Below are 26,260 nucleotides of genomic sequence, written 5' to 3'. Positions count from 1 at the left end.
CCCGCTCTCGCCCGTCGAGGCGGGCTTGAGGAGGACCCCATGCCCGTACCCCAGCCAAACCTCTACCCGCCCTTCAACATCGTGCGCCTCAGCCATGTCGAGTTCGGCGTCACCGACCTTGCAAAGTCCCGCGCCTTCTATGTCGATACGCTCGGCCTGCAGGTGACGGACGAGACCGCAGACACGATCTATCTGCGCGCCATGGAAGAGCGCGGCCACCATTGCATCGTGCTGAAGAAATCCGGAAAATCGGAAGCCCGCGACCTCGGCTTCAAGGTCTTCGACGAGGAGGACCTCGAAAAGGCGGTGCACTTCTTCAAGGGCAAGGGCCTGCCGGTGGAATGGGTCGAGCGCCCTTACCAGGGCCGCACCTTCCGCACACGCGATCCGCACGGAATCCCTCTGGAATTCTACACCAAGATGGACCGCCTGCCGCCGATCCACCAGAAATATGCGCTCTATCGCGGCGTCAAGCCACTGCGCATCGACCACTTCAACTGCTTCTCGCCCGATGTCGACGCCTCCGTCGCCTTCTACAACGAACTCGGCTTCCGCGTGACGGAATATACGGAAGACGAAGAGACCGGGAAGCTCTGGGCCGCCTGGACCCATCGCAAGGGCGGCGTGCACGACATCGCCTTCACCAACGGCCGCGGACCCCGCCTGCACCACACCGCCTTCTGGGTGCCGACGCCGCTCAACATCATCGACCTGCTCGACCTGATGGCGACGACCGGCTGGGTTTCCAACATCGAGCGCGGCCCCGGCCGCCATGGCATTTCCAATGCCTTCTTCCTGTACATCCTCGACCCCGACGGGCACCGCATCGAGATCTACTGCTCGGACTACCAGACCGTCGACCCCGATCTCGAACCGATCAAGTGGGACCTGAAGGACCCGCAGCGCCAGACCCTCTGGGGCGCTCCGGCACCAAAATCCTGGTTCGAACACGGCAGCCTCTTCGCCGGCACAGAGGTCATGGAACCGCAGCTCAAGGCCCAGCCCATCATTGCACCGTGAGGCGCAAACCGGCCGCAGAGATGAAGGACGACAGGATGAACCACCCGAAATTTGCCAGCTTCAGCATCGGCCCGCGCAAGGGCTACGGCCTGATCGTCGCGGACGGCGTGATCGACCTTTCCGCCCGGTTTGCCGACCGTTTCCCGACCCTGAAGGAGGTGGTGGAAGCCGGTGCCTTCGGTGAACTGCTAACCGCGGCCGCCGGGCAAAAGCCGGATCATGCGCTGGATGCGATCACCTACGAGATCCCGATCCCTGCGCCGGAGAAGATCATCTGCGTCGGCGTGAATTTTCCTGATCGCAACGAGGAGTACAAGGACGGCCAAGCTGCGCCGGCAAATCCGTCGCTGTTCATCCGCTTCCCGCGCTCTTTCACCGGCCACGACCGGCCGTTGATCCGCCCGCCGGAAAGCCCGCAGCTCGACTATGAGGGCGAGATCGTCATCGTCATCGGCAAGGGCGGGCGGCGGATTTCGGAGACCGACGCGCTCGGCCACATCGCGGCACTCTCGCTCTGCAACGAGGGCACCATCCGCGACTGGGTGCGCCATGCCAAGTTCAACGTCACCCAGGGCAAGAACTTCGACCGGACCGGCTCGATCGGCCCCTGGCTCGTACCCTATGCGAACGAACGCCAGCTCGCCGACATCAAGCTCGAAACACGCGTCAACGGCGAGGTGCGCCAGAGCGACCGCACCAGCCGCATGATCTTTTCCTTCCGCAAGATCATCGCCTATATCTCCACCTTCACCACGCTGGTGCCGGGTGACGTCATCGTGACAGGCACCCCGACCGGCGCCGGTGCACGCTTCGATCCGCCGATCTGGCTGAAGCCGGGCGATGTGGTCGAAGTGGAGGCAGAGGGTATCGGCACGCTCCGCAACACCATCACCGACGAGGCCACCCCATGATGACGCCCGAGGAGATCCATGCTGCAGCGGCAAGCCTCGACGAGGCCGAGCGCACCCGCATCCAGACCGGCCTTCTCTCGCTAAAGCACCCCGCGATCACCATGGGCGATGCCTATGCAGTCCAGGGCGCCTGGGTGAAGAAGAAGATCGCCGACGGCCGCCGGGTCGTCGGCTGGAAGATCGGCCTCACCTCCAAGGCCATGCAATATGCGCTGAACATCGACATTCCCGATTCCGGCGTGCTGTTCGACGACATGGTCTTCGAGGACGGCGCGACCGTGCCGGCCGGCCGCTTCATCCAGCCGCGCGTCGAGGCGGAGATTGCCTTCGTCATGAAGGCGCCGCTGAAGGGACCGGGCGTCACCGTCTTCGACGTGCTGAACGCCACGGACTATGTAACCCCGGCGCTGGAAATCCTCGATACACGCATCCTGCGCGTCGATCCCGAGACGAAGAAGGCGCGCACCATCTTCGACACGATCTCCGACAATGCCGCCAATGCCGGCATCGTCACGGGCGGACGCGCCGTGCGTCCTGATCAGATCGACATGCGCTGGATGGGCGCCATCGTCAGCCGCAATGCGGAAGTGGAGGAAACCGGCCTCGGCGCCGGCGTGCTCAACCAGCCCGCCCGTGGCGTCGCCTGGCTCGCCAACCGGCTGGCGCAATATGGTGACGGCATCGAGGCCGGGCAGATCGTGCTCGCCGGCTCGTTCATCCGCCCGGTGGAAGCCCGCCACGGCGATACGATATCAGGCGATTTCGGCCCCTACGGCACCGTCAGCCTGTTCTTCGCATAGGAGTTTTCGATGCCCGCCCCGAAAAACCGCTTCAAGCAGGCGCTCCAGGAAGGCCGGGCGCAGATCGGCCTCTGGCAGGCGCTCGCCAATCCCTACACGGTCGAAATCTGCGCCGAAGCCGGCTACGACTGGCTGCTGCTCGATGCCGAACACGCGCCGAACGACGTGCCCCTGCTCGTCTCGCAGCTCCAGGCGATGAAGGGGACCCCAAGCCACGCCGTCATCCGCCCACCGATCGGCGAGACCTGGATCGTCAAGCAACTGCTCGACATCGGCGCGCAAACGCTGCTGATCCCGATGGTCGACAGCAAGGCGATTGCAAAGACGATGGTGGAGGCCGTGCACTACCCGCCGCTTGGCGTACGGGGTGTCGGTGCGGCACTCGCCAGAGCCTCCGCCTTCAACCGCACGACGGACTATCTGCAGACGGCAAACGCGGAGATCTGTCTGCTGCTGCAGGTCGAAAGCCGCGCCGGGCTGGAGGCGCTCGATGACATCGCCGGAACCGAGGGGGTTGACGGTGTCTTCATCGGCCCGGCCGACCTTGCCGCCGACATGGGTTTCCTCGGCAAGCCGGGTGCGCCCGAAGTGCAGGCCGAGGTGGAAAAGGCACTGAAGAAGATCCAGGGGCACGGCAAGGCAGCCGGCATCCTGATCGGCGACCTCGGGCTCGCCAAGCGCTATCTGGAGCTCGGCGCCACCTTCGTCGCCATCGGCAACGACGTGACGCTGCTCGCCAATGCCACGACCAAGCTCCTTGCCGATTTCAGAGCTGCCGAGCCGGCAAAAGCTCCGGCCGGCGCCAAGGTCTACTGAGCCGATAAAACGCTATTCTTCGCCGCCTGCCTTGCCGTCGAGCTTGAGGGCGGCGAGCTCCTCCAGCATGTCGAGCAGCGCTTCGACACGCTCGGCACCGAAACGGGCATCGATATCCGCATAGACACGGCGGGAATCCGGCATGACCTCGTCGATGACCGCCTGGCCGGCCGGCGCGAGCCGCAGCAGAACGCGGCGGCCGTCTTCCTTGTCCTTGTGTCGGGTGATCAGACCGCGCTCCTCAAGCGAGCGCAGCATGCGCGTCAGGCTCGGCGCCAGGATGAAGGCCTTCTCGGCCACTTCCGTCGCATCGAGCGTGCCGGCCTGCGAGAGCACCCGGATGACCCGCCACTGCTGCTCGGTCACGTCGTGATCGGCAAGGATCGGCCGGAAATGGCTCATCACCGCTTCGCGGGCCTTCAGGAGGCCGATGGCGAGCGACCGCCGCCGCTCACGCGGCAGGGAATCCTTCGTTTCGTCGGGATTGGTCATGTCGAGAGGGCACCGTTCGTCTTCCTGCCTCTATCCGCGATTTTTCCGGCCTGCGCAATGCGCGGGGAACAGTATAGAACAAGATCAACGGATCGATTGCAGCTGTCCGGCATGCTAGCGTCGCCGGTGAAGCCAGCCCAGCGAAAGTGCAACAGCCCATGACGCCTGAAACATCCATGCCAGAGACAAACTATATCTTCCCGCCGTCGCCGGTTCCGACCCTGCCGATCCGGGGCAGCACCGCGCTCTTTCCCATCCATCGCATCTATTGTGTCGGGCGCAATTTCGCGGACCATGCGATCGAGATGGGTCATGACCCCGACAAGGAGCCGCCCTTCTTCTTCCAGAAGAACCCCGACACCGTGGTATTGCCCGGCAACCCCTTCCCCTATCCTGCTGCCAGCCGCGATGTCCACCACGAGGTCGAGCTGGTCGTCGCCCTCCAGGGCGGCGGCACGGACATTCCCGTCGAGCGGGCGCTCGACTGCGTCTACGGCTATGCCGTCGGCCTCGACATGACGCGCCGCGACCTGCAAGCGGAGGCCAAGAAACACGGCCGGCCCTGGGAAGTCGCAAAGGCCTTCGAGCAATCCGCACCGTGCGGCCCGGTTCACACGGCCGCCGAGATCGGCCATCCCGGAGAAGGCACAATCCGGCTTACGATCAACGGCACGATCCGCCAGGACGGCAACCTCAATCAGATGATCTGGAAAGTGCCGGAGATGATCGCCTATCTCTCGCGCCTCTTCACCTTGAAGCCCGGCGACCTGATCTTCGCGGGCACGCCGGCCGGCGTCGGCGCGGTGGCAAAGGGCGACACGATGATCGCGCATATCGACGGGTTGGACGAGGTGCGCTTCACCGTAGCCTGATCAACGGACCGCAAGCCGGAGGATGGCGCGGCTCCCTGGTTCAGGGAGCCCTCTGGGCCTGCGACAGGACGCCACGCACCATCGCCGCGTTGTTTGATTAAAGTCAAAGAGCGAGACCTCCGACGGGTCTACTTCCTTGCTCATGAACGAAAGACGTTCGTCAGCAAGGAGAATTCCAGTGCGTACCATGGCAAAGAGCATCGTCGGCGCGGCAGCAGTCATTCTGGCGCTTGCGCTTCCGGCAGCAGCGGCAGATTTCGAAGTGCATATGCTGAACAAGGGCGCCGAGGGCGCCATGGTGTTCGAGCCCGCCTTCGTGAAGGTCGCACCCGGCGATACCATCACCTTCATCCCCACCGACAAGGGCCACAATGTCGAGACGATCAAGGGCATGATTCCCGAGGGCGCCGAAGCCTTCAAGAGCAAGATCAACGAGAACTTCAAGGTCACCTTCGACAAGGCCGGCGCCTATGGCGTCAAATGCACGCCGCATGTCGGCATGGGCATGGTGGGCGTGGTGGTCGTCGGCGACGCGCCGGCCAATCTCGATGCGGTCAAGACGGGCAAGCTGCCGAAAAAGGCCCGCGAGCGCATGGACGCCGCCATCGCGGCAGCAGGCCTGTAACGGCTCTCCCTTCGGGGCGGGGGCGGAACCCGGGGCGGAGCGATCCGCACCGGGTTTTCTTTTCACCCGTCAATCGGCCCATTCCGGATCGGTGGTGAAGGCGATGGTCAACCAGCGATCCGGCCCCTCGTCGCCGATCGCCGCGCCGACCTCGTCGCGGATATCATCCCATTCCTGCAGCTTCTTGGCCGGAAAATCCTCCGGAACGATGAAAAAGAGCTCGATCTGTCGGCCGCGGCCGACCCTTGCGACATAGGCCCGATGGGACAGAAAGCCATACCGCTCGACGATGGTCTTCGCGACCGTATCGACGTGGCTCTTCAGGTCGGACGGGGTCACCAGCAGGATATCGGCCAAAGCCTGGCGGATCGTGCCGGCCGGAATGGGGATGATGACGAGGCAGACGAGCGCCAGCGCCAAGGGGTCGATATAGGGCGATAGCCACTCATAGGCCGAGCCCTGGATGAGAAAACCGAAGACGAAGGCGATGAGCAGCGCGCCGGTCAGTCCCGCCGACATCATCCAGGCCTTGGCGTCGAGGGCGACGAAATCGGACTGGATCGTGCGGTTGGCCCGACTGGCGATGATCGCCATAGCGGTGGTGACGGCAAGCGTGACGACGGCATAGAGGATCGCCTGGTCGAAGTCGAGCGGCCGGCCACCGTCCAGAAGGCTGCTGACGGCATTGATCAGTGCGTAGATCGCCGCGCCCGTCAGCAGGATGCCGTTGAGGCCGAGCACCATGGGTTCGAGGTGCCAGAAGCCCATGGTGAAATGCTTGACCAGCCGGCCCTTGCCGGCCCCACCGGCCGCCGAGGCAGCGATCAGGTTCGAGACGAGCAGGGCGATCACCGTCATGACAGCATCCGTCAACGCATAGACACCATCGAAAATGATGGCGAAGGAGCCTGAGAGAATGCCGAAAAGGATGCCGACGCCGGCCAGGAGGATGGTGACCAGGATGGAAATGCGCAGAAGCCCCTGTTCCGTCTTCATGGCCGGTCCTTTCCGTTGTTCGAGGGCGCCTTCGGCTTATAGCCGGCACCTCGGACAAATTCCATCTTCTGCATGATCCGGATTTACACATTTAATTTTCTAATGCCCCCGGCCCCTGCTAGTTTGCCGCCATGAACCAACGGGAACGCGCATGCTGAAACTTGCCCTGCTGTCGGCCTGGCTCTTCCTTGCGGCCCTCTGCCCTCCCCTTCTTGCCGCTGAAAACACCATGGATACGCAACTGCACAAGGCCGCCGCGGCAGACGACGTCGCCGCCATCAAGACACTGCTCGCCAAGGGTGCGGACATCGACGCGCGCGACACCAGCGGTGCGACGGCACTGCTCGTCGCCACGCATGGCAACAAGGTGAACGCCGCACGCGCGCTGATCGAGGCCGGCGCCGACGTCAACGCCAAGGACGACATCAGCGACAGCCCCTATCTCTATGCCGGGGCACGCGGCCATCTCGAAATTCTCAAGCTGACGCTCGCCCACGGCGCTGATCTCAAGAGCATCAACCGCTATGGCGGCACCGCCATCATTCCGGCTGCCGAACGCGGCCATGTCGAGACCGTCGAGACGCTGATCAAGGCCGGCACCGACGTCGACCACGTCAACCGTCTCGGCTGGACGGCGCTCCTGGAAGCAATCATCCTCGGCGATGGCGGCCCACGCCACGTCAAGATCGTCGCATTGCTGATCGCCGCCGGCGCCAAGATCGAGCTTGCCGACAATGACGGCGTCAGCCCGCTGCAGCACGCCCGCGGCCGCGGCTATGACGAGATCGCCGCGCTGCTGGAAAAGGCCGGCGCGAAGAAATAAAGGGCGGCCAACGCCCGCTGAGACCACCGGAAACACTCAACCAAAGGGCCTGAGACGATGCAACGAAGCTATTACTCCTCCCTCGGCGGCCACCCCCCGCAGAGCGACCTCCTGACCGGCCGCGCCGTCTTCACCGAGGCCTATGCTGTGATCCCCAAGGGGGTGATGCAGGACATCGTCACCAGCTTCCTGCCCTTCTGGAACGACACGCGCTGCTGGGTCATCGCTCGCCCGCTTTCCGGCTTTGCCGAGACCTTCTCACAATATGTCATGGAAGTGGCGCCGGGTGGCGGCAGCGACCGACCGGAACAGGATCCCGAGGCCGAGGGCGTGCTCTTCGTCGTCGATGGCGAGGTGGAGCTGACGCTGCCGACCGGCAAGCACACGCTGCAGCCAGGCGGTTACGCCTTCCTGCCGCCAGCCCTGAAATGGTCGCTGCACAACCGCTCGGGCGCCCATGCCCGCTTCCACTGGGTCCGCAAGGCCTATGAGGCCGTCGATGGCCTTGCTCATCCCGAGCCGCTGATCCTCAACGAAAGGGACATCACCCCGAACGCGATGCCCGGCACAAACGGGGGATGGGCGACAACGCGCTTCGTCGATCCGAACGACCTGCGCCACGACATGCATGTGACGATCGTCACGCTGATGCCCGGCGCCGTCATTCCTTTTGCGGAAACCCATGTCATGGAGCACGGCCTCTATGTGCTGCAGGGCAAGGCCGTCTACCGCCTCAACCAGGACTGGGTGGAAGTGGAAGCCGGTGACTTCATGTGGCTGCGCGCCTTCTGCCCGCAGGCCTGCTATGCCGGCGGCCCCGAGCCATTCCGCTACCTGCTCTACAAGGACGTCAACCGCCACATGAACCTGCGCCCGTTCGGCAGCCGCCGTTAAGTCCGACGCCCCGCGACGAAAAACCCGCGCTGCATCCGGCGCGGGTTTTCTCGTTCATGACATGAACGGCATCGCCGCCGGATAGTGCCGAGGATCAAAGCGCAGATAGAGCAGTGCCGTTGCAAGCACACAGCCGAGATGCAGCACCCAGCCCGCCGCAAAGCCACCCGTCCAGTCATGCAGCAACGCCATCGCATAGGGGCCGAGCGCGGCGATGAGAAAGCCCCCGCCCTGCATCAGCGCGGCAAGCGCACCGGCCTGTTCGGGCCGCGGCAGGTGGTCGAGCGCCGTGACGATGGCAAGCGCGAAGCTGCCACCAAGGCCCGCGCCACACAGCCCGGCCCACATGGCCGGCGCCATGCCGGGAAGACAGGCAAGGCCGAAGAAGCCGACAGCCTGGAAGAAGATCGTCAGCCAAAGCCAGCGGCGACGGTCGACATTGCGGCGCGCCAGGATGGGAAGGCCAAGCGCCGCGACGGCCTGGCAGACCGCCATGACCGCGACGAGATTGCTGCTGTCGGCGCTCGTCCAGCCCTGTGCCTGGTAATAGGGTGCAAGCCAGGCGATCAGCGAGGAATAGCCGGCATTGATCAACCCGAAGGCGCCCATCAGCACCCAGGTCCGCGGCCGGCACAGGAGCCGACGCGTCAGCGTCCCATCGGGCCGGCTCGCTTTCACGTCGGACAGGATGCGCCAGGATGCGGCGAGCGCGACGGCAACCGGCAGCGCCAGCCAGGCAAGCGCCGCCCGCCAGCTATAGCCGGCATGCACGAGCACCGGCATCATCCGCGCCCCGAAGGCGCCCCCAGCCATGATCATCGCCGAATAGAGCCCGGTCACGACAGGCACGCTCGTCGGAAAGCGTGCCTTGATGATGCCGGGAAAGGCAGCCTGGATGAAAGCGACGCCGACGCCACAGAGTGCTGCCGTCACGATCAGCGACGGGCCGTCCCATGCAACGAGGCGCAGCGCCGAGCCAGCGAAAAGCACGGTCAGCGCAATCAGCAAGCCACGCCGGGCACCCAGCCGCACCAGAAGACCCGGTGCGACAAAGGCGCCGAGGCCCATCAGAAGCATGGGGAGGAGCGTCAGCATGGCGATGCCGCCAAGACCGAGGCCGGTATCCGCACCGATCTCCGCAAGGATCGGGGCCGGAGCCGCCAGGAAGGGCCTGAGATTGAGGCCGATCAGGACCACCAGTGCAAGCATTGCCCAATCGCGGCCGGTGCGCGTATCCGTCATGGTTCGACTTTCGTGCTGAAAAGACAGGCCGAGGCACAGGCACCAACCCTCGCCTATCGCTATCACTGGCTTGAATCATGCGCAAATTAGATGTTTAGATAGCTGCCATTCCGATTTTCGATGGAGACCCCGTGCTCGATCCGCGCCTGCTCCGGGCTTTCGTGGCAATTGCCGATGCCGGCAGCTTCACTGCCGCGGCCGACCGTCTGCACATGACTCAATCGACGATGAGCCAGCAGATCGCCCGTCTCGAGGAGGCGATCGGCCGGGAGCTGGTTGATCGCGCCGCGCGACCCGTGCGCCTGACGGTGACCGGCGAGCGCCTGCTCGGCCACGCCCGGCGCATCCTCGCGCTGCAGACCGAGGTGCTGGCACTGGTCGCCGAGACCTCCGGCACCACCTCGGTGCGTATCGGCATGCCCGACGACATCGCAACGCCCGAAATGGCCCACGCCTTCGCGGCCTTCGCCAGGCGCCACAAGGAGGCGCGTCTCGACGTCACCACGGGACTGCGTGCGGACCTCACGCGGCGCTATCGTTCCGGTGAACTCGATATCGTCGTGCTCAAGGAGGACACGCCGAGCGCCGACAGCTGGGCGAGTTTCGAAGAGCCGATCGCCTGGTTCGCCGCGCTGGACGCACCAGCGGACTTGCCCGATCCCGTGCCGCTCGTCACCTTCCCGCCCGGCGGGCTTTATCGCGATGCCATGTTCGACAGGCTGGAGCGAGAGCGGCAGCGCTGGTATGTCGCCTTCACCTCTGCCAGCCTGCGCAACGTGCTGATGGCTATCGAGGCCGGCCTCGGCCTCTCGCTGCTGCCCGTCGATGCGGCGAAGGGTTGGCGGGTAAAACGCTTTGCCGATTTCCCGCCTGAGCCACCGGTCGTCGCCTCGCTTTATTCCTGGGAGCGGAACGGCATCGTCGGTGAACTCGCAAGCGAGGTTCTCGACATCCTCAAGCGGCATTTTGCCCGTGAAAGGAACTCCATCGCCTAGCAGAAAGCGCTCGCTGCCCGGCCTGTTTTTTATCTGCTGCGGAGAACGGATCGGGCATCTGGCACACTCTGAAAATTGCGTTGGAACAATTCGGGGGTATCTGCGTTTTCTGGGCGAGAAAACGCACATTTCAGGACCCCATGACCCGCCCTTCCTCCACCTACCGCCTGCAGTTCCGAAACGGCATGGACTTCGCGAGGGCACGTCAGTTGGTGCCCTATCTCCAGCATCTCGGCATCAGTCATCTGCACGCTTCGCCGGTGATGACGGTGGTGAAGGGATCGCCCCATGGCCGCGATGTCATCGATCCCAATGCTGTCGATCCTGCCCTCGGCGGCCTCGATGGCCTTCGCCAGCTTGCCGGCGATCTGAAGGCGAAAGGCCTAGGCCTCATCCTCGACATCGCACCGAACCACGTGGCCGCAAGCCTTGAAAGCCCCTGGTGGCACAGCGTCCTCACCTGGGGAAAGGAAAGTCCGTTTTCCGGGCATTTCGATATCGACTGGTCGGAAAAAATGACCCTGCCCATACTCGACAGGGATTTCGCGGCGGAAGCCGCGAGCGGCAGGATCCGCCTCGCGCTGGATCCGGAGCGGGGCGTCCTGTCGCTGTGCTACCGCGGCGACTTCTATCCCCTGCATCCCGAGACAGGCCCGCAAGCTCTCGCAGCACGCGGCGACGACCTCTTGCTGATCGCCGCCCCGACAGCAGCCTTCGAGGGTGCAGCTGCCAGCACGCGTGCCGTCATCGACGAGAAGGAGGTCGTGGCGCGCATACTTGCCGAAATCTCGCACGATCCGGGGCGAATCACGGCCATCCACGAGGCGCAGCCCTGGCGGCTGGTGGAACGAAAGACGGCGCGCCGACAGGCCGGCTACCGACGACTGTCCCGATCCGCAGACCTTGTCGGACTGCGCCTCGACGACACCAGGGTCTTTGACGACAGCCACCGGCTGATCATCGACCTCGTGCGCGAAGGCACGGTGGACGGGCTGGCGATCCTTCACATCGACGGCTTCAGCGATCCGCGTGCCTATCTGGAACGGCTGCGCGCCGCCGTCGGTTCGGCCTATCTGATCGTCGACAAGCGCCTTGCAGGAAGCGAGCGGCTGGCGGCGGAATGGCCGGTTCACGGCACGACCGGCGGCGAAATCATCACCGCACTCACCGGCATGATGGCCTGCCGTCCCGGCGAGGCATCCGGCCCCGGCAACGATGGCCTGCGAGCGGAAACGGTCCGGGAGGCCTGCAAGCGGCAGATCCTCACGAGGGACCTGGAGAGCGAGACGGCACAGCTGACCCTCCTTGCAAAGGCTCTCGCCGACCGATCCCATGCCGACCTCTCCCGCAGCTCGCTTGCCGAGGCGATCCGCGCCTTGATCATCGCCCTCCCCGTCGCACGGACATACGCAACCGCCACGCATATCAGCGAACGCGACCGCGAGATCATCGCAACGGCCCGACAGCAGGCCCAGGAGGGAAACCGACCGGAGGTCCGCGAGGCGATCGACTTCATCTGGGAACTGCTGGCCGACGACCGGATCGCGGTTACTCTTGCAGGCTGCACCGAGTTTCGCGCGCGTTTCCAACAATTGAGCGGCTGCGTTGCGGCAAGAGTGCCTGACGACGCGCTTCTCTCAACGGACACCGGCAGCACTGCGCGCGGCGGATTGCCGGACGGCCCCGCGGCGTTTCACGCATCCATGCGGGCCCGCGCAGAAGCCATGCCGCACGGCCTGTCCGCTGTCGCCCCGTTCGGCGCTGCCTGTGGCGGAGACACCAGAGCCCGGCTCCACGCCCTCGCAGAGGCGCCGGACCTCTGGCACACAGCGACGGGGCGCTGGTCTGCCCTCGGCGCCGCCGTGATCCGCGACCCGGCCGGCGAGACCGCACCGGAGCCGGATACGGAACGGCTGCTTTACAATGCAATCGCAGCCATCTGGCCGGTCGCGGGGCTTGAGGACAGCGCGGCCATCCGATCCCTTGCCGCCGATCTAAAGGTTTTCGTGCAAAGCCAGAGGCATGTCAGCCCGCAAGGCCCGCTGCCGGGCACCCATCCTGCGCGGGCGCTTGCCGGTCTCATCGAAGGCCTGTTCGGTAATGACGCTTTCCTGCGCGATCTAGACGCGACACTGCCGCCCTTTATCGATGCCGGGCTGATGAACGCCCTTGCACAGACGCTGATCAAACTGACCATGCCGGGCGTTCCGGATATAAGGCAGGGCAGCGAGCGCGGCGACTTTTCCTTGCGGAAGGCTGGGCACCGCGTGTTCATGCTGCCATCCGGCATCCTGTCGGAAAAGCCGCCCGCGACAAGGACTGCCTTCGCCTCCTACAAGCAATGGCTGGTGGCAACCGTGCTCGCCACACGAATGAAACATCCCGAAGGACCGTTCACCGGCCCTTACCTTCCACTCGACCTTTCGGATGGCGGCGCGCAAGCTCTCGCCTTCCTGCGTGGCGCCCCACAGGCGTTTGCCATTACCGTGGCGCCGCGCCACACTTTCGGCAAGACGCATCCCGGCAGCCTGCACCTGACGGAGGACGCGATGCGCGGCATTTCCATCACCATTCCCGACCGCTTCTACGGGCGCACCGTGCAATCCGTACTCGATGGCCGAAAATTGGTTCTGGGTGGCGAAATGCCGCTCACCGAAGCCCTTGCTGGGGAGCCTGTCGCTCTCTTCGTCAGCGCCTAAAGCACTCTCGCCAAAGCGGCCAGGGGCGAACAGAGGCTTGGAGTCCGTCAGCTTTATACTGAGAATGAAGGACCCTAGGATTCTTTGTTTTCGTTTGTCCTTTCGGGAAAACCGGGCTCCATTTTTCCCTGACAAACCCTAGCGGATCTCCCGCGCAAGCGTCTGAAGCCGCGTGAAGGCATCGTAGCGCTCCGTGTGCAGAGCCGCGATATCGGCGCCGGCCGGCTGGTAGGTGCGGTCGGTCGCCGAAAGGGCTGCCATTGCCGCTCGCACATCCGGGAAGGCGCCTGCGGCGACGCTTCCGAGAATGGCGGCACCGAGCAGCACCGGCTCCTCCGCCCGTGTCGCAAGCAAGGCCTTGCCGGTTGTATCGGACAAGAGCTGGCGAACGAGATCGAGCTGGCCCGCACCACCGCTGATCACGATCCTGTCAATGGGCGCACCGGCCGCCGCCTGCGCGTCGATGATCTGGCGCAAGCCATAGCCAATGCCGCAAAGCCCGGCGATATAGAGCGAGACGAGATTGGCAAGGTCACGCTCCATGCCGAGGCCGACGATCGCCGCGCGGGCATGCGGATCGGCGAAGGGCGCGCGATTGCCGAGAAATTCGGGCACGACATGTACGCCATCCGCCAGCTCCGCCGCGGCCGAAAGCGTCGGCACGTTCTCTGCAGCAAGCCCCGCCAGGAAGGCCGGCAAGGAAAGGCCCTGTGCCTTCGCCAGCGCAGCGGCTTCGCCCGCCGCCGGGTGGAAGGAGAGAAGCTGCTCGATGGCAGCGCCAGCCGCCGATTGCCCCCCCTCGTTCAACCACATGCCCGGCACCATCGCAGAATAATATGGCCCCCAGACACCCGGCACGAAGACCGGCTCTCGGGTCGAGGTCATGGTGCAGGAGGACGTGCCGAAGACATAGCCGAGATTGTTTTGCGGCGGGCCATCGACCCCAACCGTGCCGATGCCGCCCGCATGGGCATCGATCATGCCGGCACCGACCGGCGTACCCGCGGCAAGACCGAGCTCTGCCGCCGCCTTTGCCGTCAGGCCGCTGCCAAGCGGCGTGCCCGGCTCGACGACACGTTGGCCGATACGGACAAAATCCTCATCTGCGAGCAGACCGAGGCCGATGTCATGGAAATAGCTCGGATCCCACCGCTTTTCATGCGCAAGATAGGTCCATTTGCAGGTCACAGTGCAGGTAGAACGCGCAAGGTCGCCCGTCGCGCGCCAGGTCAGGAAGTCTGCAAGGTCGAAAAACTGCCAGGCAGCGTCGAAGACCTGCGGACGATTTTCCTTGAGCCACAGCAGCTTCGGCGTTTCCATCTCCGGTGAGATGATGCCGCCGACATAGCGCAACACCTCGTGCCCCTTGGCGTTGATGCGCTCGACCTGTTCGACCGCCCTGTGATCCATCCAGACGATGATGTCGCGCTGCGGATCCTCCGAAGGACCGACGGGTAGCGGCTTGCCCCCATCTCCGAGCACGACCAGCGAACACGTCGCGTCGAAGCCGAGGCTGATGATCTGCTCGGGCGCAACGCCGGCCTTGGCGACGGCTTCACGCACCGAAGCGCAGACGGCGGCCCAGATCTCCGTGCTCGACTGCTCGACCATCGCGCCCGGCTCGCGGAACAGCGAAATGTCGCGTTTTCCCGAGGCCAGCATGCGCCCGGTCATGTCGAAGAGGCCGGCTCGGGCGCTTCCGGTGCCGACATCGACGCCGACAAGGTAGCGTTCGCCGCCCGCGGGACGTGCGGAGGAAGGAGTGTTCATGGGTCTACCGCCTGCAATCGGAAATTCTTCGGGCAGGCGGCCACAAGCCGCCTGCGGGTTTTGCTTCAGAGATCGACGCTGTTCGGCAGGATCACCAAGTCACGGATCGTGACATTGCGCGGCCGGGTCAGCATGAAGAGCACCGCATCGGCCACCTCCTTCGGCTGCATCAGGCTGCCATTGGCGAGCGCTTCGTCCATCTTCTCCTTCGGCCAGTCGTCGAGCAGCGCCGTCACGACCGGCCCCGGCAGCACCGCGCCGACACGCACGCCATGTTGTGCCACCTGCCGGCGCGTCGAATGCACGAAGGCCTGTACCGCGAATTTCGAGGCCGTGTAGATCGGCTCCCAGACGACGGGCACCACACCTGCAATCGACGAGGTGAAGAGGATATCACCGGTCTTCTTCCCGATCATGTAGGGCAGAACTGCGTGGACCGAGCGGAAGGCCGCGTTGATGTTGAGGTTCAGCATGCGGTCCCAGGCGTCGGGGTCACCCTCTGCCACCGGCCCGCCGATATAGGCACCGGCGTTGGCGTGGAAGATGTCGAGCCCGCCGGCAATCTCCAGGATACGAGGCATCATGCCCGAAACGTCGGCGGGATCCAGGAGATCGACGACGAGCGGCAGGGCATTGGGGCCGAGCTCCTTGCAGAGCTGTTCCAGCTTGTCCTTCGCGCGGTCGACGAGCACCACCTTCGCGCCTTCGGCAAGGAGGGTCCTGGCGCATTCCAGGCCGATGCCGGAGGCGGCACCGGTGATGGCGGCAATCTTGCCCTTCATGAGGTCAGCCATATCGAAAACTCCATTCCAAAATTATGCACGGCCGTGGCTGACGCGTGAGCGTCGGGCGAGCGAATCGACGATGACGGCGATGGCGAGAACGCCCCCGGTGATCATGTAGCGCAGCGATGACGAGAGATTGAGCAGCGTCAGGCCGTTCGAGATCGCCTGGATGACGATGATGCCGAGCAGGGCCGAATAGGCGCTGCCGCGACCACCGAAAAGGCTGGTACCGCCAATAACAGCCGCAGCGATCGCGTTGAGGTTGACGTCGCCCGTGCCGGCCTGCTGGCTGGAGGAGGCAAGCCGCGAAGCCGAGAGGATGCCGCCGAGCGCGGCCAGCGTCGAGCAGAGCATGAAGGCGCTCATATAGATGCGGCGCACGTTGATGCCCGAGCGGCGCGCCGCCTCCTTGTTGCCGCCGACGGCGAACATCGAGCGGCCCCATTTGGTGCGCGTCAGCGCATAGTTGAGGACAACGGCGAGCGCGATGAAGAGCGCGAACATCCACGGGATGCCGCGGCCGAGATTGAGATAGAAGACGGCGATCTCCAGCGCTGCCGTCAGCACAACGGCCTTGAGGATCAGCGCCCGCATCGGCTGGGCGGAGAGGTTCGCCGCAAGACGCTGCGTGCGGGTGCGAAGGCCGCGGCCGATCATCACGAGGCCGGGAACCAGCGCCAAAGTGTAGGACAGCCAGTCGGGCATGATCAGGATCTGGCCGAAACGCACCAGCGAGGATGCATAGGGCAGATTGATCGAGCCGGTCGGGCCGAGGATGAAGAGCTGCAGGCCGAGCAGCGCCAGCAGACCTGCGAGCGTGGCGACGAAGCTCGGCATGCCCAGCCGGTTGTAGAGCGTCGCATAAAGAAGGCCGACGCCCGCACCGACGACAAGTGCGGCGAGGATGGCCCCGACGATCGGCCAGCCCTGATTGACCCAGAGGACGCCCACCATGGCGGAAGCAAGACCGCTCATCGAGCCCACCGAAAGATCGATCTCGCCAAGAACGAGCACGCAGACGATGCCGAGCGAGATGACGCCGACGGTGGCGCAATCGAACAACAGGTTCACGAGATTGTTCGGCGCGAGGAAAATCGGATTCAGGGCGGAAAAGACGACGGAGATGACGACGAGGCCGACGGCAACCGGCAACATGCCGAGATCGCCGGAGCGTACGCGGTCGATGAAACCGCGCGCCATGGCGGACAGGCTGTCGTCGTGGCGCACGCGCTCGTCGCTGCGGTCGAGCGTCGGCTGGGAGGAATTCTGGCTCATGCGGCGCCCCCGTGATTTTCCTGGACGTGAGACTTGCGTTCGGCGCGGCGCGAGACGGAATTGTCGGTCGCGCCTGTGATGGCGGAAACGAGCTCCTGATTGGAGGAGTCGGGCGTGAAGACACCGTTGTTGCGCCCGAGCCGGAGCACGACGATGCGGTCGGCGACGGCGCGCACGTCCTCCATGTTGTGGCTGATGATGATGACGCCGAGTCCGCGGTCGCGCACGCGCTCGATGAGGTTCAGCACCTCCGCCGTCTGCGCGACGCCGAGCGCGGCGGTCGGCTCGTCCAGCATGATGAGCTTCGGATTGAGCAGCAGTGAACGGGCGATGGCGACCGTCTGGCGCTGGCCGCCGGAAAGCGAGGCGATCGGCTCGCGCACCGAGGGGATGCGCGCGGCAAGCTCGCGCAGCAGCGTCCAGGCGCGCACTTCCATCGCCACTTCGTCGAGCGCCCAGGGCGACAGCTCGTGGCCGAGATAGAGATTGGCGACGACATCGAGGTTTTCGCACAGTGCGAGGTCCTGGAAGACGGTGGCGATACCCAGGTCCAGCGCCTTGGCCGGGCTATCGAGCGTCACCTGTCGGCCGCAGAACTCGATCGTGCCCGAGGACGGCTGATGCACGCCGGCAAGCACCTTGACCAGTGTCGACTTGCCGGCGCCATTGTCGCCAACCAGCGCGACCACTTCGCCGGCCTTCACGTCGAGCTCGATGTCCGTCAATGCGGAAACGGCCCCGAAATTCTTCGATACGCCGCTGAGACGCAGCACGGATTCCCCCTTGGAGGGAGCATTTTGAAGCGTGGCTGTCATGGCCCGGAACCTTCAGACTGACCTTTCGACGGCAGGAAATGTCCGGCCGCCTTGTGCGGCCGGACACAGATGGCGGCGCTTACTGGATGATGCCCAGTTTGCGGCAACCTTCAACATACTCGCCGGTGCAGACCTCTTCCGGCTTGTTGATGCCCTTGTCGAAGATCTCGGCCTTGATGTTCTCCGCCGTCACGACCGCCGGAACGAAAAGCTGTGAGGGCGTTTCGTAGAGCTTGTGCGTCGCTTCCGGCGTCTCGCCCTTGAGGAGCTTGACGGCGGCATTCGCCGCCGCTGCCGCGACGATTTCCGACGGCTTGGAGATCGTGTTGTACTGGTCGCCGGAGATGATGAGCTGGAGCGCCGCGATGGTCGCGTCGTTGCCCGTCACCGGCGGCATTTCCTTGACGCCGGCCGCCTTCAGCGCCGCGATCGCGCCGCCGCCCGTGCCGTCATTGGCCGCGACGATGCCCTTGATCTCCTCGCCGAAGCGAGTGATCTGACCAGCCGCCCATTCCTGCGCCTTCGGCGGCGCCCAGTCCGGCGTGTCGAATTCGGCGAGCGTCTTGTAAGGCGAGGCGTCGAGGGCGGAATCGATGCCGTCGCGGATGAGCCCGGCGGCCGCATCGGTCGGCGAGCCATTGATCTGCAGCACGCCGGCACCATCGGGAACACCCTTCGCCTTCAGGTGATCGACAAGCGACTGCGCAATGGCCTTGCCGATGCCTTCATTGTCGAAGGAGACGTAATAGTCGGCCGGCTTGTCCGGAATCGGGCGGTCATAGGCGATGACCTTGACGTCCTGCGACTGGGCGATCTCGACGAGGGCAGCGGCAGCGGCGGAATCAACAGGGTCGAGCACGATGACCTTGGCACCCTGCGCGATCACCGAGTTGAATTGCTGCTGCTGGAGCGCGACGTCGGCATTGGCGTTCTGGTAGATCACCGTGCAGCTCGGGCACAGCTTTTCCATCTCGGCCTTGAAGCCGGGATAGTCATGCTGCTCGTAACGGGTCGAAGCCTGGTCGGGCATCAGGAAGGCAACGGTCGCGCCCTCCTGGGCAAAGGCGGCGCTGCCGAGCGACAGGACGAGGCCGGTCGAGGCGAGCAAATGGGTAAGCGTCTTCATTGGGTTCCTCCACGGTTGATATTTCGCCAGTTCCCTCAAGCCGTCCAGGGCGACAGGACCGACAATCTCCGCGCACCGAATGGGCACAGATCATCGTTCGCTGCGGCGAGGCCACAACGTCCGGTTCGTCGATGCTCCGTCTGACTCCTCCCTTGGGTCAGTCTTGCTGTTCAGGCAACTTCATCGATGGAGCATACTTGCTCAATCGATGAAGCAAGAATTGCCACCAAACGCCATTGGTGTCAAGGTGGCTCACGAAACGGAGATGACGTGTGAATAGAGCGACGCAGACGAAAAGGACGACGATCTACGATCTGGCGGAGCTGGCAGGCACCTCGGCAAGCGCCGTCAGCGCGGTTTTGAACGGCAACTGGAAGAAGCGGCGCATCAGCGCGAAGCTCGCCGAAAAGATCACGAAACTCGCCGAGGAACAGGGCTATGCGCTCAACATGCAGGCGAGCGTGCTGCGCCGCGAGCGGTCCAAAATCATCGGCATGATCGTGCCGAAATACGACAACCGCTACTTCGCCTCGATCGTCGAGCAATTCGAGATGCTGGCCCGCGCGCGCGGCCTCTTTCCCATCATCACCTGCACGCAGCGCGATCCGGCGCTGGAGGTGGAGGCGGCGCGTGCCATGCTCTCCTACCAGGTCGACTGCCTGATCGCTACGGGCGCCACCGACCCGGACCATATCGTCGACCTCTGCGCTGCCGCGGGCGTACGCACCATCAATCTCGATCTTCCAGGCACGCGCGCGCCCTCCGTCATCTCCGACAACTACGGCGGCGCCTTGGAACTCACACGCCGGGTGCTCGCCAACTGCGAGCGGGAATTCGGTGAAAAAAGCCCCCTGCTCTTCGTCGGCGGCCGCGGCAGCGACCACAACACGATGGAGCGCGTACGCGGTTTTCGCGATGCGCATGCCGAGGCGGGCGTGACGGTGGATGAGACACTGGTGATGACCTGCGGCTATGCGCCCGAAAAGGCGGAAAACGCCATGAAGCAACTCGCCGAGCGCAAAGAGCCGCTGCCACGCGGCATGTTCGTCAACTCCACCATCTCGCTGGAAGGCGTCATGCGCTGGATCCGCCGCTCCGGCCGCTATGCCGACCGGGTGCCGCAGCTCGGCTGCTTCGACTGGGACCCCTTCGTCGCCATGCTGGGTGACCATATCGAGATGGTCCGCCAGGACGTCCCCAAAATGCTGGAAGCCGTGTTCGGCATCATCGATTCCGGCGCAACGGACCGCACCGTGGTGCAAATCCCTCCCATCGTCGAAAAGATCGGCTGAGGCAGCGAAAAGCTCAATCCGCCTCGACGACGAGCCGGTATCCGACACCCGGCTCCGTGCGCACGACGGCCGGATGGGTCGGGTCGCGCTCGATCTTCTGGCGAAGCTGGCCGATGAAGACCCGGAGGTAATGCAGGTCCTCGCCATGGGCCGGGCCCCAGACGGAGGTAAGCAGCGTCTTGTGTGTGACGACCCGCCCGGCGTGGCGCGCCAGCAACGTCAGGAGATCGTATTCCTTCGGCGTCAGGCGGATCGCTTCCTCGTCTCGCGATACCAGCCGGCGCACCGTGTCGATGACGAGGCCGTCGGTGACGAGCGTTGCCGGAGGCGCCTCAGACCGCTCGCGGTGACGCAGCGCATTGCGGATGCGGGCGGTAAGCTCGCCGATGCCGAAGGGTTTTTCGATATAGTCGTCGGCGCCGAGGTCGAGGGCCGCGATCTTCTCGCTCTCCCGCTCGCGGGCGGAGAGGATGATGATCGGAATCTGCGTCCAGCCGCGAAGACTGGTAACGACGTCCTTGCCGTCCATGTCCGGCAGGCCGAGATCGAGAATGACGAGGTCGGGTGCTGCCGTTGCCACGGCCTTCAGTGCCTCGCCGCCGGTTGCCGCCTCCACCACGTCATACCCCGCCGCCTTGAGGGCAGGCTTGAGGAACCGCTGGATCTGCGGCTCGTCGTCCACCACCAGAATGCGCTCGTTCATCATGTCGCCTTGCCCGTCCTTGCCTTTTCACCCACCGGGAAGCGGATGACGATGCGGGTGCCCTTCTTCTTCACTGCCGGGCTCTCCGCATGGATCTTGCCGCCCATCGCCTCGATGAAACCACGGGCGATGGATAGGCCGAGACCTGTTCCGGGCGAGCGGCCGTCCGGCTTGCCGCGACGATAGAATTTTTCGAAGACGCGGTCGATCTCCGAGGGCGGAATGCCCCTGCCGAGGTCGGTGACGGAGATGAGGACATCCTGTCCATCCCGCCGCGCATAGACATTGACCGGCTCCTCGCCACCATATTTCACCGCATTGTCGAGCAGGTTGAACAGCACCTGGCCAAGCAGCACGCTGTCGCCCTCGATGAGTGGCAGGTCGGTCGCAATGCCGGTCTCGATCACCTTGCCCGGGAAATACTTGCGCGCCCGCTCGACGGCGGACTGCACGACATCGGAAACGTCCACCCAGTCACCCTTGGGCTTCAACGTGCCGGATTCGATGCGCGTCATGTCGAGCAGGTTGGCCACGAAGCGGCTCATGCGGCTGCCCTCCTCCTCGATCGACTGGAGAAGATCGTCGCGGCTTTCCGCAGTCATGCGCCCGCCGAGCTGGCGCAGGCTTGTGACAGCCCCCATGATGGTGGCGAGCGGCGTCCTGAGGTCGTGCGAGATCGAGGAGAGCAGAGCCTCCCGGTAGCGCTCGCCCTCGAGCTTGGCCGCCTGCATCACGCTTTCTTCCGAAAGCCGCGCCCTGTCGAGCGCAATCGCCGTCTGATCGAGGATGGCGGACAGCGCACGCTCCGCATTGAGGTCGAGGCGTTCGTCTCCCAGCTGAATGCCGCACACGCCGACCAGGCCGTGCGGCCCCATCAACGGGCGGAACTCGAAGCGGCTATTGGGCAGCGTGCCCGTGCCCAAGCCGGCCTTCTCCTGCTTGTCGCAGGTCCAGCGTGCCGCCGTGAAATCGGTGACGTCGAGCTCGGTATCCGGCGGCCAGACCGCGGCGACCTTGAGATCGTTCTTGTCGGGCAGAAGCAACACGATGTTGCGCTTGAGGCTTGCCTGCAGATGCGACACCGCCACCCAGTTCGCATCGTCGGCCTTGCCTGCCGTCGAGAGCTTTCGCGAAAAATCGTAGAGCGATTGCAAAGCCGTGGCGCGCACACGGGCAACTTTCGCCTGCTCCTTGATACGCGAGGCGAAACCGCCGGCGATGATTGCCACCGTCAGGAAGACGAAGAGCGCGAAAACCTCGTGCGGCGCGGTGATCGTGAAGGTGTGCACCGGATCGATGAAGAGAAAATTGTAGGCGAGCGCCGAAAGGAAGGCGGCAATGAAGGCGGAGGCATAACCGCCCAGCACCGCGGCACCGAGAACCGCAAGCAGGAAGAGCAGCGAGATGTTCGGCAATTCGGCAAAGAGATAGACAAGCTTGCCCAACGCCGCCGTGGCGGCCACGAGCGCGAGCGCGACAAGCGCCGACTGCCGGTAGGAGGCGATCGCCGGCATGGCGGGGCGTGCGGGGGCGGCCGACTTTTCCTTCCTGTCGGGCGTAACGAAATAGACACCAAGGCCTGCCGCGTTGCGCGAGAGCGCATCGGGCAGCGACGGCGAGACGAGCCGTCGCCAGCCGCGGTTGCGCCGGGCGCCGATGACGATCTGCGTCGCGTGCTCGCGGCGCGCCAGCTTCAGGATTTCCTCAACGAAATCGTTGCCGACCACCCGGCGCGTTTCCGCGCCCAGCTGCTCGGCGAGCCGGAACAGCGCCTCGATGCGGTGTAGATGTTCGGTCGTGCCGACCTCCCGGTCCGCCCGCTCTATCGACACGACGATCCACGGCGCGTTGAGGCCGGAGGCGAGCCGGCTCGCCACACGAACCACCTTTTCCGACAATTCGTCCGGCCCGACACAGACAAGCAGGCGTTCGCCGGCCGCCCAGGGTCCTTCGATCGCATGCTGCTTGAGATAGTCGACCATCTGGTCGTCGACCCGGTCTGCCGTGCGCCGCAGCGCAAGCTCGCGCAGCGCCGTCAGGTTGCCGAGCCGGAAGAAGCGGTCAATCGCGCGGCTGGCGCTGTCCGGCAGATAGACCTTGCCCTCCTTCAGCCGCTCGATCAGCTCCGTCGGCGGCAGATCGACGAGCAGGACCTCGTCCGCCTTCTTCAGCATGACATCGGGCACGCGCTCGCGCACCGTGACACCGGTGATCTCGGCGACGAGATCGGCGAGGCTTTCGAGATGCTGGATGTTCAGCGCCGTCCAGACATCGATGCCGGCCGCGATCAGCTCCTCGATATCCTGGTAGCGCTTGGGATGCCGGCTACCTTCGGGATTGGAATGGGCCAGTTCGTCGACGAGCACGATGCGCGGACGGCGGGCGAGCGCACCATCGAGGTCGAACTCCTCCAGTGCACGGCCGCGATGGGTGATCTGTTTGCGCGGCAAAACCTCCAGACCGGCAAGCAGCGCGGCGGTTTCCCCGCGCCCGTGGGTCTCGACGAGGCCGACGACGACATCGACGCCCTCAGCCTTGAGACGGCCGGCACGCGACAGCATGGCATAGGTCTTTCCGACGCCGGGAGCAGCGCCCAGAAAAACAGTCAATTTGCCCCGGCGGTCTTTCTCCGCCAGGGCAAGCAATGTGTCGGGATCCGGTCTGCGGCTGTCGTCGTCCGCCATTCGTCCTCTCATGATCCGAGTGTGTCGAGCGCCATGTTGAGCTGTAGCACGTTCACTTGCGGTTCGCCGAACACACCCAGGAGCCGGCCTTCGACCTGCCGCCCGACAAGGGCCTCGACCGTCGTTTCCTCCATACCACGCGCCTTTGCAACCCGCGCGACCTGCGCCCGCGCGAAAGCAGGCGAGATATGCGGATCGAGGCCGGAACCGGAGGTCGTCACCGCGTCGGCCGGGATCGGCGTCGCCATGCCCGCCGCCGTCAGCCGGGCGACATCCGCCTCGACACGATCCCGAAGCTTGACGGAGGTCGTGCCCAGGTTCGAGCCGGACGAGGCGGCCGCGTTGTAGGCGTCCGGTCCGGTGGCCGAAGGACGCGGCCAGAAATACTTGTCCGAGGCAAAGGCCTGCCCGATGAGGTCGGAGCCGACGACGGCTCCGTTCCTTTCGACGAGAGAACCATTGGCGGCGGACGGCATCACGACCTGCGCGATGCCGGTCACGGCGAGCGGATAGGCAAGGCCGAGAAGCGCCGTCAGGGCGAAGACGAGAGTGAGGGCCGGGCGAAGTTGTTTCAGCATGATCACACCAGATTTAGGGCGCTGACGGCAAGATCGATAGCCTTGATGCCTGCAAAAGGCAGGACGAGACCACCGAGACCGTAGACGAGAAGGTTACGGCGCAACAGGGCGGCCGCTCCCGCCGGACGATAGGCGACACCGCGCAGCGCCAGCGGAATGAGCGCCACGATGATCAGCGCATTGAAGATGACGGCCGAAAGGATGGCCGATTGCGGCGAGGCGAGTTGCATGATGTTGAGTGCATCGAGCGCCGGATAGGTCGCGACGAAGAGGGCCGGGATGATCGCGAAATATTTGGCGACATCGTTGGCAATCGAGAAGGTGGTCAGCGAACCGCGCGTCATCAGCAATTGCTTGCCGATCTCGACGATCTCGATGAGCTTGGTCGGGCTCGAATCGAGGTCCACCATGTTGGCCGCCTCGCGGGCCGCCTGCGTGCCCGTCTGCATGGCAACGCCGACATCTGCCTGGGCGAGTGCAGGAGCGTCGTTGGTGCCGTCGCCGCACATGGCGATCAGGCGGCCGCCCTGCTGTTCGCGGCGGATATAGGCCAGCTTGTCCTCCGGCGTCGCCTGGGCAAGGAAATCGTCGACGCCGGCTTCCGAGGCGATGGCTGCGGCCGTCACCGGATTGTCGCCTGTCACCATGACGGTGCGGATGCCCATGGCGCGCAGTGCCGCAAAGCGCTCCTTGATACCCGGCTTGACGATGTCCTTGAGGTGGATGACGCCGAGCAGGCGCGAACCGTCGGCAACGGCGAGCGGCGTGCCGCCGCTGCGCGCGATCGTCTCGACGGCACGACGGAATTCGGCGGGCGCATCACCCTCCTGAACGCCGGCAAAACGCAGCACGGCATCGACCGCGCCTTTGCGCAGCCGGCGGTCACCGAGATCGACGCCGGAAAGGCGGGTCTCGGCGGTGAACTCGATCACGGCATCGAAGCGCACCTGCGGCATCGCTACCGAAAACTCACCCGTTGCAAGAGCCACGATCGAACGGCCTTCGGGCGTCTCGTCGGACAGGCTGGCGAGAAGCGCGGCTTCCGCGAGTTCCGAGGGGCTCACGCCCGGCGCCGGCAGGAAATCGCTCGCCATGCGGTTGCCGAAGGTGATGGTGCCCGTCTTGTCGAGCAGCAGCGTATCGACGTCGCCGGCCGCCTCCACCGCCCGGCCGGAGGTGGCAATGACGTTGAAGCGGACGAGGCGATCCATGCCGGCAATGCCGATGGCCGAGAGAAGGCCGCCGATGGTCGTCGGGATGAGCGTGACGAGAAGCGCGGCAAGCACCGTGACCGTCAGGATCGTGCCGGAATAGCCGGCCAGGCCCCAGATGGCGACGCAGACGAAGAGGAAGATCAGCGTCAGGCCCGAAAGCAGGATCGACAGCGCGATCTCGTTCGGCGTTTTCTGCCGCTGCGCGCCCTCGATGAGCGCGATCATGCGATCGACGAAGGAGGAGCCGGGCGCAACGGTGATCTTCACCGTGATCTCGTCGGAAAGCACCTGCGTGCCGCCGGTAACGGCAGAGCGGTCGCCGCCGGATTCGCGGATGACGGGAGCGGATTCGCCGGTGATTGCGCTTTCATTGACCGAAGCGACCCCTTCGATCACCTCGCCGTCGCCGGGAATGAGTTCGCCGGCGGCAACAAGCACGACATCGCCGATGGCAAGGCTGGTTGCCGGGATCGTTTCGACCGCGCCGGAGGCCGACCGCCGCCTTGCGACGAGTTCCGACTTGGTCCGCTTCAGGCTGTCGGCCTGGGCGCGGCCGCGCCCTTCGGCGACGGCCTCTGCAAAGGTCGCAAAGAGCACGGTAAACCAGAGCCAGGCCGCAATCTGGCCGGAAAAGCCCGCCTGCGCGCTGCCGGTAAAAAGATCGCGCAGGAAAAGCACGGTGACGACGGCGGCGACAGCCTCGGTGACGAAGATCACCGGATTGCGCACCAGCTGGCGCGGGTCGAGCTTGACGAAAGCATCGCGCGCGGCCGGCAGGAGGATGGCTGGGTCGAGAAGGCCCGGCGCGTGGTGGTCCTTTGACATGATCTGTT

Annotated in this window: 23 protein-coding genes; 11 read left to right on the top strand and 12 right to left on the bottom strand. The window is 64.8% G+C overall.

What is annotated here, in order from left to right; translation table 11 throughout:
- Positions 1-39 precede the first annotated feature (39 nt).
- From hpaD to hpaI, 4 genes are read left to right on the top strand one after another with little or no spacing between them, the layout of a single operon-like run.
- On the top strand, positions 40-1,020 hold the full coding sequence (gene hpaD / locus P9A16_RS00590; protein ID WP_023514702.1) for a 3,4-dihydroxyphenylacetate 2,3-dioxygenase: 981 nt from the start codon (positions 40-42) through the stop codon (positions 1,018-1,020).
- 35 nt (positions 1,021-1,055) lie between these two features.
- Positions 1,056-1,931, top strand: a complete 876-nt coding sequence (locus P9A16_RS00585; RefSeq protein ID WP_023514701.1) for a fumarylacetoacetate hydrolase family protein — start codon at positions 1,056-1,058, stop codon at positions 1,929-1,931.
- Positions 1,928-2,731 (top strand): 2-oxo-hept-4-ene-1,7-dioate hydratase, encoded by an 804-nt coding sequence (hpaH, locus tag P9A16_RS00580; RefSeq protein WP_023514700.1) that lies wholly within the window; start codon positions 1,928-1,930, stop codon positions 2,729-2,731. The genes P9A16_RS00585 and hpaH overlap by 4 nt, the downstream gene beginning before the upstream one ends.
- 9 nt (positions 2,732-2,740) lie before the next feature.
- Positions 2,741-3,547, top strand: coding sequence for a 4-hydroxy-2-oxoheptanedioate aldolase (hpaI, locus tag P9A16_RS00575; RefSeq protein WP_023514699.1), 807 nt, complete (start codon positions 2,741-2,743; stop codon positions 3,545-3,547).
- A gap of 12 nt (positions 3,548-3,559) precedes the next feature.
- Here the strand turns inward: hpaI and hpaR are convergent, their stop codons facing one another.
- On the bottom strand, positions 3,560-4,039 hold the full coding sequence (gene hpaR / locus P9A16_RS00570) for a homoprotocatechuate degradation operon regulator HpaR (RefSeq protein WP_023514698.1): 480 nt from the start codon (positions 4,037-4,039) through the stop codon (positions 3,560-3,562).
- Positions 4,040-4,215: 176 nt separating this feature from the next.
- On the opposite strand from hpaR, the gene P9A16_RS00565 reads away from it, so the two are divergent.
- Positions 4,216-4,911 carry a fumarylacetoacetate hydrolase family protein gene (locus P9A16_RS00565; protein ID WP_023514697.1) on the top strand — a complete coding sequence of 232 codons (696 nt, stop codon included), beginning with the start codon at positions 4,216-4,218 and terminating at the stop codon, positions 4,909-4,911.
- A 187-nt stretch (positions 4,912-5,098) separates the two neighbouring features.
- Positions 5,099-5,536 carry a pseudoazurin gene (locus P9A16_RS00560; protein ID WP_088016417.1) on the top strand — a complete coding sequence of 146 codons (438 nt, stop codon included), beginning with the start codon at positions 5,099-5,101 and terminating at the stop codon, positions 5,534-5,536.
- A 69-nt stretch (positions 5,537-5,605) separates the two neighbouring features.
- On the opposite strand, the gene P9A16_RS00555 is transcribed toward P9A16_RS00560, so the two are convergent.
- Entirely contained in the window at positions 5,606-6,532 is a 927-nt protein-coding gene (locus P9A16_RS00555) for a cation diffusion facilitator family transporter (RefSeq protein WP_023514695.1), read from the bottom strand.
- Positions 6,533-6,683: 151 nt separating this feature from the next.
- Here P9A16_RS00555 and P9A16_RS00550 point away from each other — a divergent pair, with 151 nt between their 5' ends.
- The gene (locus P9A16_RS00550) at positions 6,684-7,355 is read left to right on the top strand and encodes an ankyrin repeat domain-containing protein (protein WP_443021619.1); all 672 of its coding nucleotides are present in this window, start codon (positions 6,684-6,686) and stop codon (positions 7,353-7,355) included.
- A gap of 57 nt (positions 7,356-7,412) precedes the next feature.
- Positions 7,413-8,249: a bifunctional allantoicase/(S)-ureidoglycine aminohydrolase gene (locus tag P9A16_RS00545; RefSeq protein WP_023514693.1), complete on the top strand. Its 837-nt coding sequence runs from the start codon at positions 7,413-7,415 to the stop codon at positions 8,247-8,249.
- A gap of 54 nt (positions 8,250-8,303) precedes the next feature.
- On the opposite strand, the gene P9A16_RS00540 is transcribed toward P9A16_RS00545, so the two are convergent.
- Entirely contained in the window at positions 8,304-9,491 is a 1,188-nt protein-coding gene (locus tag P9A16_RS00540) for a cyanate transporter (RefSeq protein WP_023514692.1), read from the bottom strand.
- A 131-nt stretch (positions 9,492-9,622) separates the two neighbouring features.
- Here P9A16_RS00540 and P9A16_RS00535 point away from each other — a divergent pair, with 131 nt between their 5' ends.
- Together P9A16_RS00535 and treY are read left to right on the top strand one after the other, a co-directional pair.
- Complete coding sequence (locus P9A16_RS00535; protein WP_023514691.1) at positions 9,623-10,486, top strand: LysR family transcriptional regulator; 864 nt, start codon at positions 9,623-9,625, stop codon at positions 10,484-10,486.
- Positions 10,487-10,626: 140 nt separating this feature from the next.
- A complete protein-coding gene (gene treY, locus P9A16_RS00530) occupies positions 10,627-13,185 on the top strand; it encodes a malto-oligosyltrehalose synthase (RefSeq protein ID WP_278025507.1) in 2,559 nt (852 codons plus the stop codon).
- 138 nt (positions 13,186-13,323) lie between these two features.
- Here the strand turns inward: treY and P9A16_RS00525 are convergent, their stop codons facing one another.
- The 5 genes from P9A16_RS00525 to P9A16_RS00505 form a co-directional block, all read right to left on the bottom strand.
- Positions 13,324-14,955, bottom strand: a complete 1,632-nt coding sequence (locus tag P9A16_RS00525; protein WP_023512741.1) for an FGGY-family carbohydrate kinase — start codon at positions 14,953-14,955, stop codon at positions 13,324-13,326.
- A 65-nt stretch (positions 14,956-15,020) separates the two neighbouring features.
- Positions 15,021-15,749, bottom strand: a complete 729-nt coding sequence (locus tag P9A16_RS00520; RefSeq protein WP_023512742.1) for an SDR family oxidoreductase — start codon at positions 15,747-15,749, stop codon at positions 15,021-15,023.
- A gap of 21 nt (positions 15,750-15,770) precedes the next feature.
- Complete coding sequence (locus P9A16_RS00515) at positions 15,771-17,015, bottom strand: sugar ABC transporter permease (RefSeq protein ID WP_023512743.1); 1,245 nt, start codon at positions 17,013-17,015, stop codon at positions 15,771-15,773.
- Positions 17,012-17,830: an ATP-binding cassette domain-containing protein gene (locus P9A16_RS00510; protein ID WP_023512744.1), complete on the bottom strand. Its 819-nt coding sequence runs from the start codon at positions 17,828-17,830 to the stop codon at positions 17,012-17,014. Before P9A16_RS00510 ends, P9A16_RS00515 begins: the two co-directional genes overlap by 4 nt.
- 79 nt (positions 17,831-17,909) lie before the next feature.
- Positions 17,910-18,956, bottom strand: coding sequence for an ABC transporter substrate-binding protein (locus tag P9A16_RS00505; RefSeq protein ID WP_023512745.1), 1,047 nt, complete (start codon positions 18,954-18,956; stop codon positions 17,910-17,912).
- A 272-nt stretch (positions 18,957-19,228) separates the two neighbouring features.
- Here P9A16_RS00505 and P9A16_RS00500 point away from each other — a divergent pair, with 272 nt between their 5' ends.
- Complete coding sequence (locus P9A16_RS00500; protein ID WP_023513928.1) at positions 19,229-20,248, top strand: LacI family DNA-binding transcriptional regulator; 1,020 nt, start codon at positions 19,229-19,231, stop codon at positions 20,246-20,248.
- A gap of 13 nt (positions 20,249-20,261) precedes the next feature.
- Here the strand turns inward: P9A16_RS00500 and P9A16_RS00495 are convergent, their stop codons facing one another.
- The 4 genes from P9A16_RS00495 to kdpB are packed head-to-tail and all read right to left on the bottom strand — an operon-like array spanning position 20,262 to position 26,252.
- The gene (locus P9A16_RS00495) at positions 20,262-20,954 is read right to left on the bottom strand and encodes a response regulator (protein ID WP_050743669.1); all 693 of its coding nucleotides are present in this window, start codon (positions 20,952-20,954) and stop codon (positions 20,262-20,264) included.
- Positions 20,951-23,635: a sensor histidine kinase gene (locus tag P9A16_RS00490; RefSeq protein ID WP_023513926.1), complete on the bottom strand. Its 2,685-nt coding sequence runs from the start codon at positions 23,633-23,635 to the stop codon at positions 20,951-20,953. Before P9A16_RS00490 ends, P9A16_RS00495 begins: the two co-directional genes overlap by 4 nt.
- A gap of 8 nt (positions 23,636-23,643) precedes the next feature.
- Positions 23,644-24,213 (bottom strand): potassium-transporting ATPase subunit KdpC, encoded by a 570-nt coding sequence (gene kdpC, locus P9A16_RS00485; protein WP_023513925.1) that lies wholly within the window; start codon positions 24,211-24,213, stop codon positions 23,644-23,646.
- Between the two features lie 2 nt (positions 24,214-24,215).
- Positions 24,216-26,252, bottom strand: coding sequence for a potassium-transporting ATPase subunit KdpB (kdpB, locus tag P9A16_RS00480; RefSeq protein ID WP_023513924.1), 2,037 nt, complete (start codon positions 26,250-26,252; stop codon positions 24,216-24,218).
- Between the last annotated feature and the right edge of the window lie 8 nt (positions 26,253-26,260).

It is taken from the genome of Shinella sp. 838 (genome assembly GCF_029623935.1).
Taxonomy (GTDB): Bacteria; Pseudomonadota; Alphaproteobacteria; order Rhizobiales; family Rhizobiaceae; genus Shinella.
Note: the sequence above shows the minus strand (reverse complement) of the source record. Positions and strands in the feature narration are given on the sequence as shown.

Bases quoted from the DNA above. Each gene is read 5' to 3' on its own strand.
- hpaD (WP_023514702.1), top strand. From the start codon at position 40: ATGCCCGTACCCCAGCCAAACCTCTACCCGCCCTTCAACATCGTGCGC.
- P9A16_RS00585 (WP_023514701.1), top strand. From the start codon at position 1,056: ATGAACCACCCGAAATTTGCCAGCTTCAGCATCGGCCCGCGCAAGGGC.
- hpaH (WP_023514700.1), top strand. From the start codon at position 1,928: ATGATGACGCCCGAGGAGATCCATGCTGCAGCGGCAAGCCTCGACGAG.
- hpaI (WP_023514699.1), top strand. From the start codon at position 2,741: ATGCCCGCCCCGAAAAACCGCTTCAAGCAGGCGCTCCAGGAAGGCCGG.
- hpaR (WP_023514698.1), bottom strand. From the start codon at position 4,039: ATGACCAATCCCGACGAAACGAAGGATTCCCTGCCGCGTGAGCGGCGG.
- P9A16_RS00565 (WP_023514697.1), top strand. From the start codon at position 4,216: ATGCCAGAGACAAACTATATCTTCCCGCCGTCGCCGGTTCCGACCCTG.
- P9A16_RS00560 (WP_088016417.1), top strand. From the start codon at position 5,099: ATGGCAAAGAGCATCGTCGGCGCGGCAGCAGTCATTCTGGCGCTTGCG.
- P9A16_RS00555 (WP_023514695.1), bottom strand. From the start codon at position 6,532: ATGAAGACGGAACAGGGGCTTCTGCGCATTTCCATCCTGGTCACCATC.
- P9A16_RS00550 (WP_443021619.1), top strand. From the start codon at position 6,684: ATGCTGAAACTTGCCCTGCTGTCGGCCTGGCTCTTCCTTGCGGCCCTC.
- P9A16_RS00545 (WP_023514693.1), top strand. From the start codon at position 7,413: ATGCAACGAAGCTATTACTCCTCCCTCGGCGGCCACCCCCCGCAGAGC.
- P9A16_RS00540 (WP_023514692.1), bottom strand. From the start codon at position 9,491: ATGACGGATACGCGCACCGGCCGCGATTGGGCAATGCTTGCACTGGTG.
- treY (WP_278025507.1), top strand. From the start codon at position 10,627: ATGACCCGCCCTTCCTCCACCTACCGCCTGCAGTTCCGAAACGGCATG.
- P9A16_RS00525 (WP_023512741.1), bottom strand. From the start codon at position 14,955: ATGAACACTCCTTCCTCCGCACGTCCCGCGGGCGGCGAACGCTACCTT.
- P9A16_RS00520 (WP_023512742.1), bottom strand. From the start codon at position 15,749: ATGGCTGACCTCATGAAGGGCAAGATTGCCGCCATCACCGGTGCCGCC.
- P9A16_RS00515 (WP_023512743.1), bottom strand. From the start codon at position 17,015: ATGAGCCAGAATTCCTCCCAGCCGACGCTCGACCGCAGCGACGAGCGC.
- P9A16_RS00510 (WP_023512744.1), bottom strand. From the start codon at position 17,830: ATGACAGCCACGCTTCAAAATGCTCCCTCCAAGGGGGAATCCGTGCTG.
- P9A16_RS00505 (WP_023512745.1), bottom strand. From the start codon at position 18,956: ATGAAGACGCTTACCCATTTGCTCGCCTCGACCGGCCTCGTCCTGTCG.
- P9A16_RS00495 (WP_050743669.1), bottom strand. From the start codon at position 20,954: ATGATGAACGAGCGCATTCTGGTGGTGGACGACGAGCCGCAGATCCAG.
- P9A16_RS00490 (WP_023513926.1), bottom strand. From the start codon at position 23,635: ATGGCGGACGACGACAGCCGCAGACCGGATCCCGACACATTGCTTGCC.
- kdpC (WP_023513925.1), bottom strand. From the start codon at position 24,213: ATGCTGAAACAACTTCGCCCGGCCCTCACTCTCGTCTTCGCCCTGACG.
- kdpB (WP_023513924.1), bottom strand. From the start codon at position 26,252: ATGTCAAAGGACCACCACGCGCCGGGCCTTCTCGACCCAGCCATCCTC.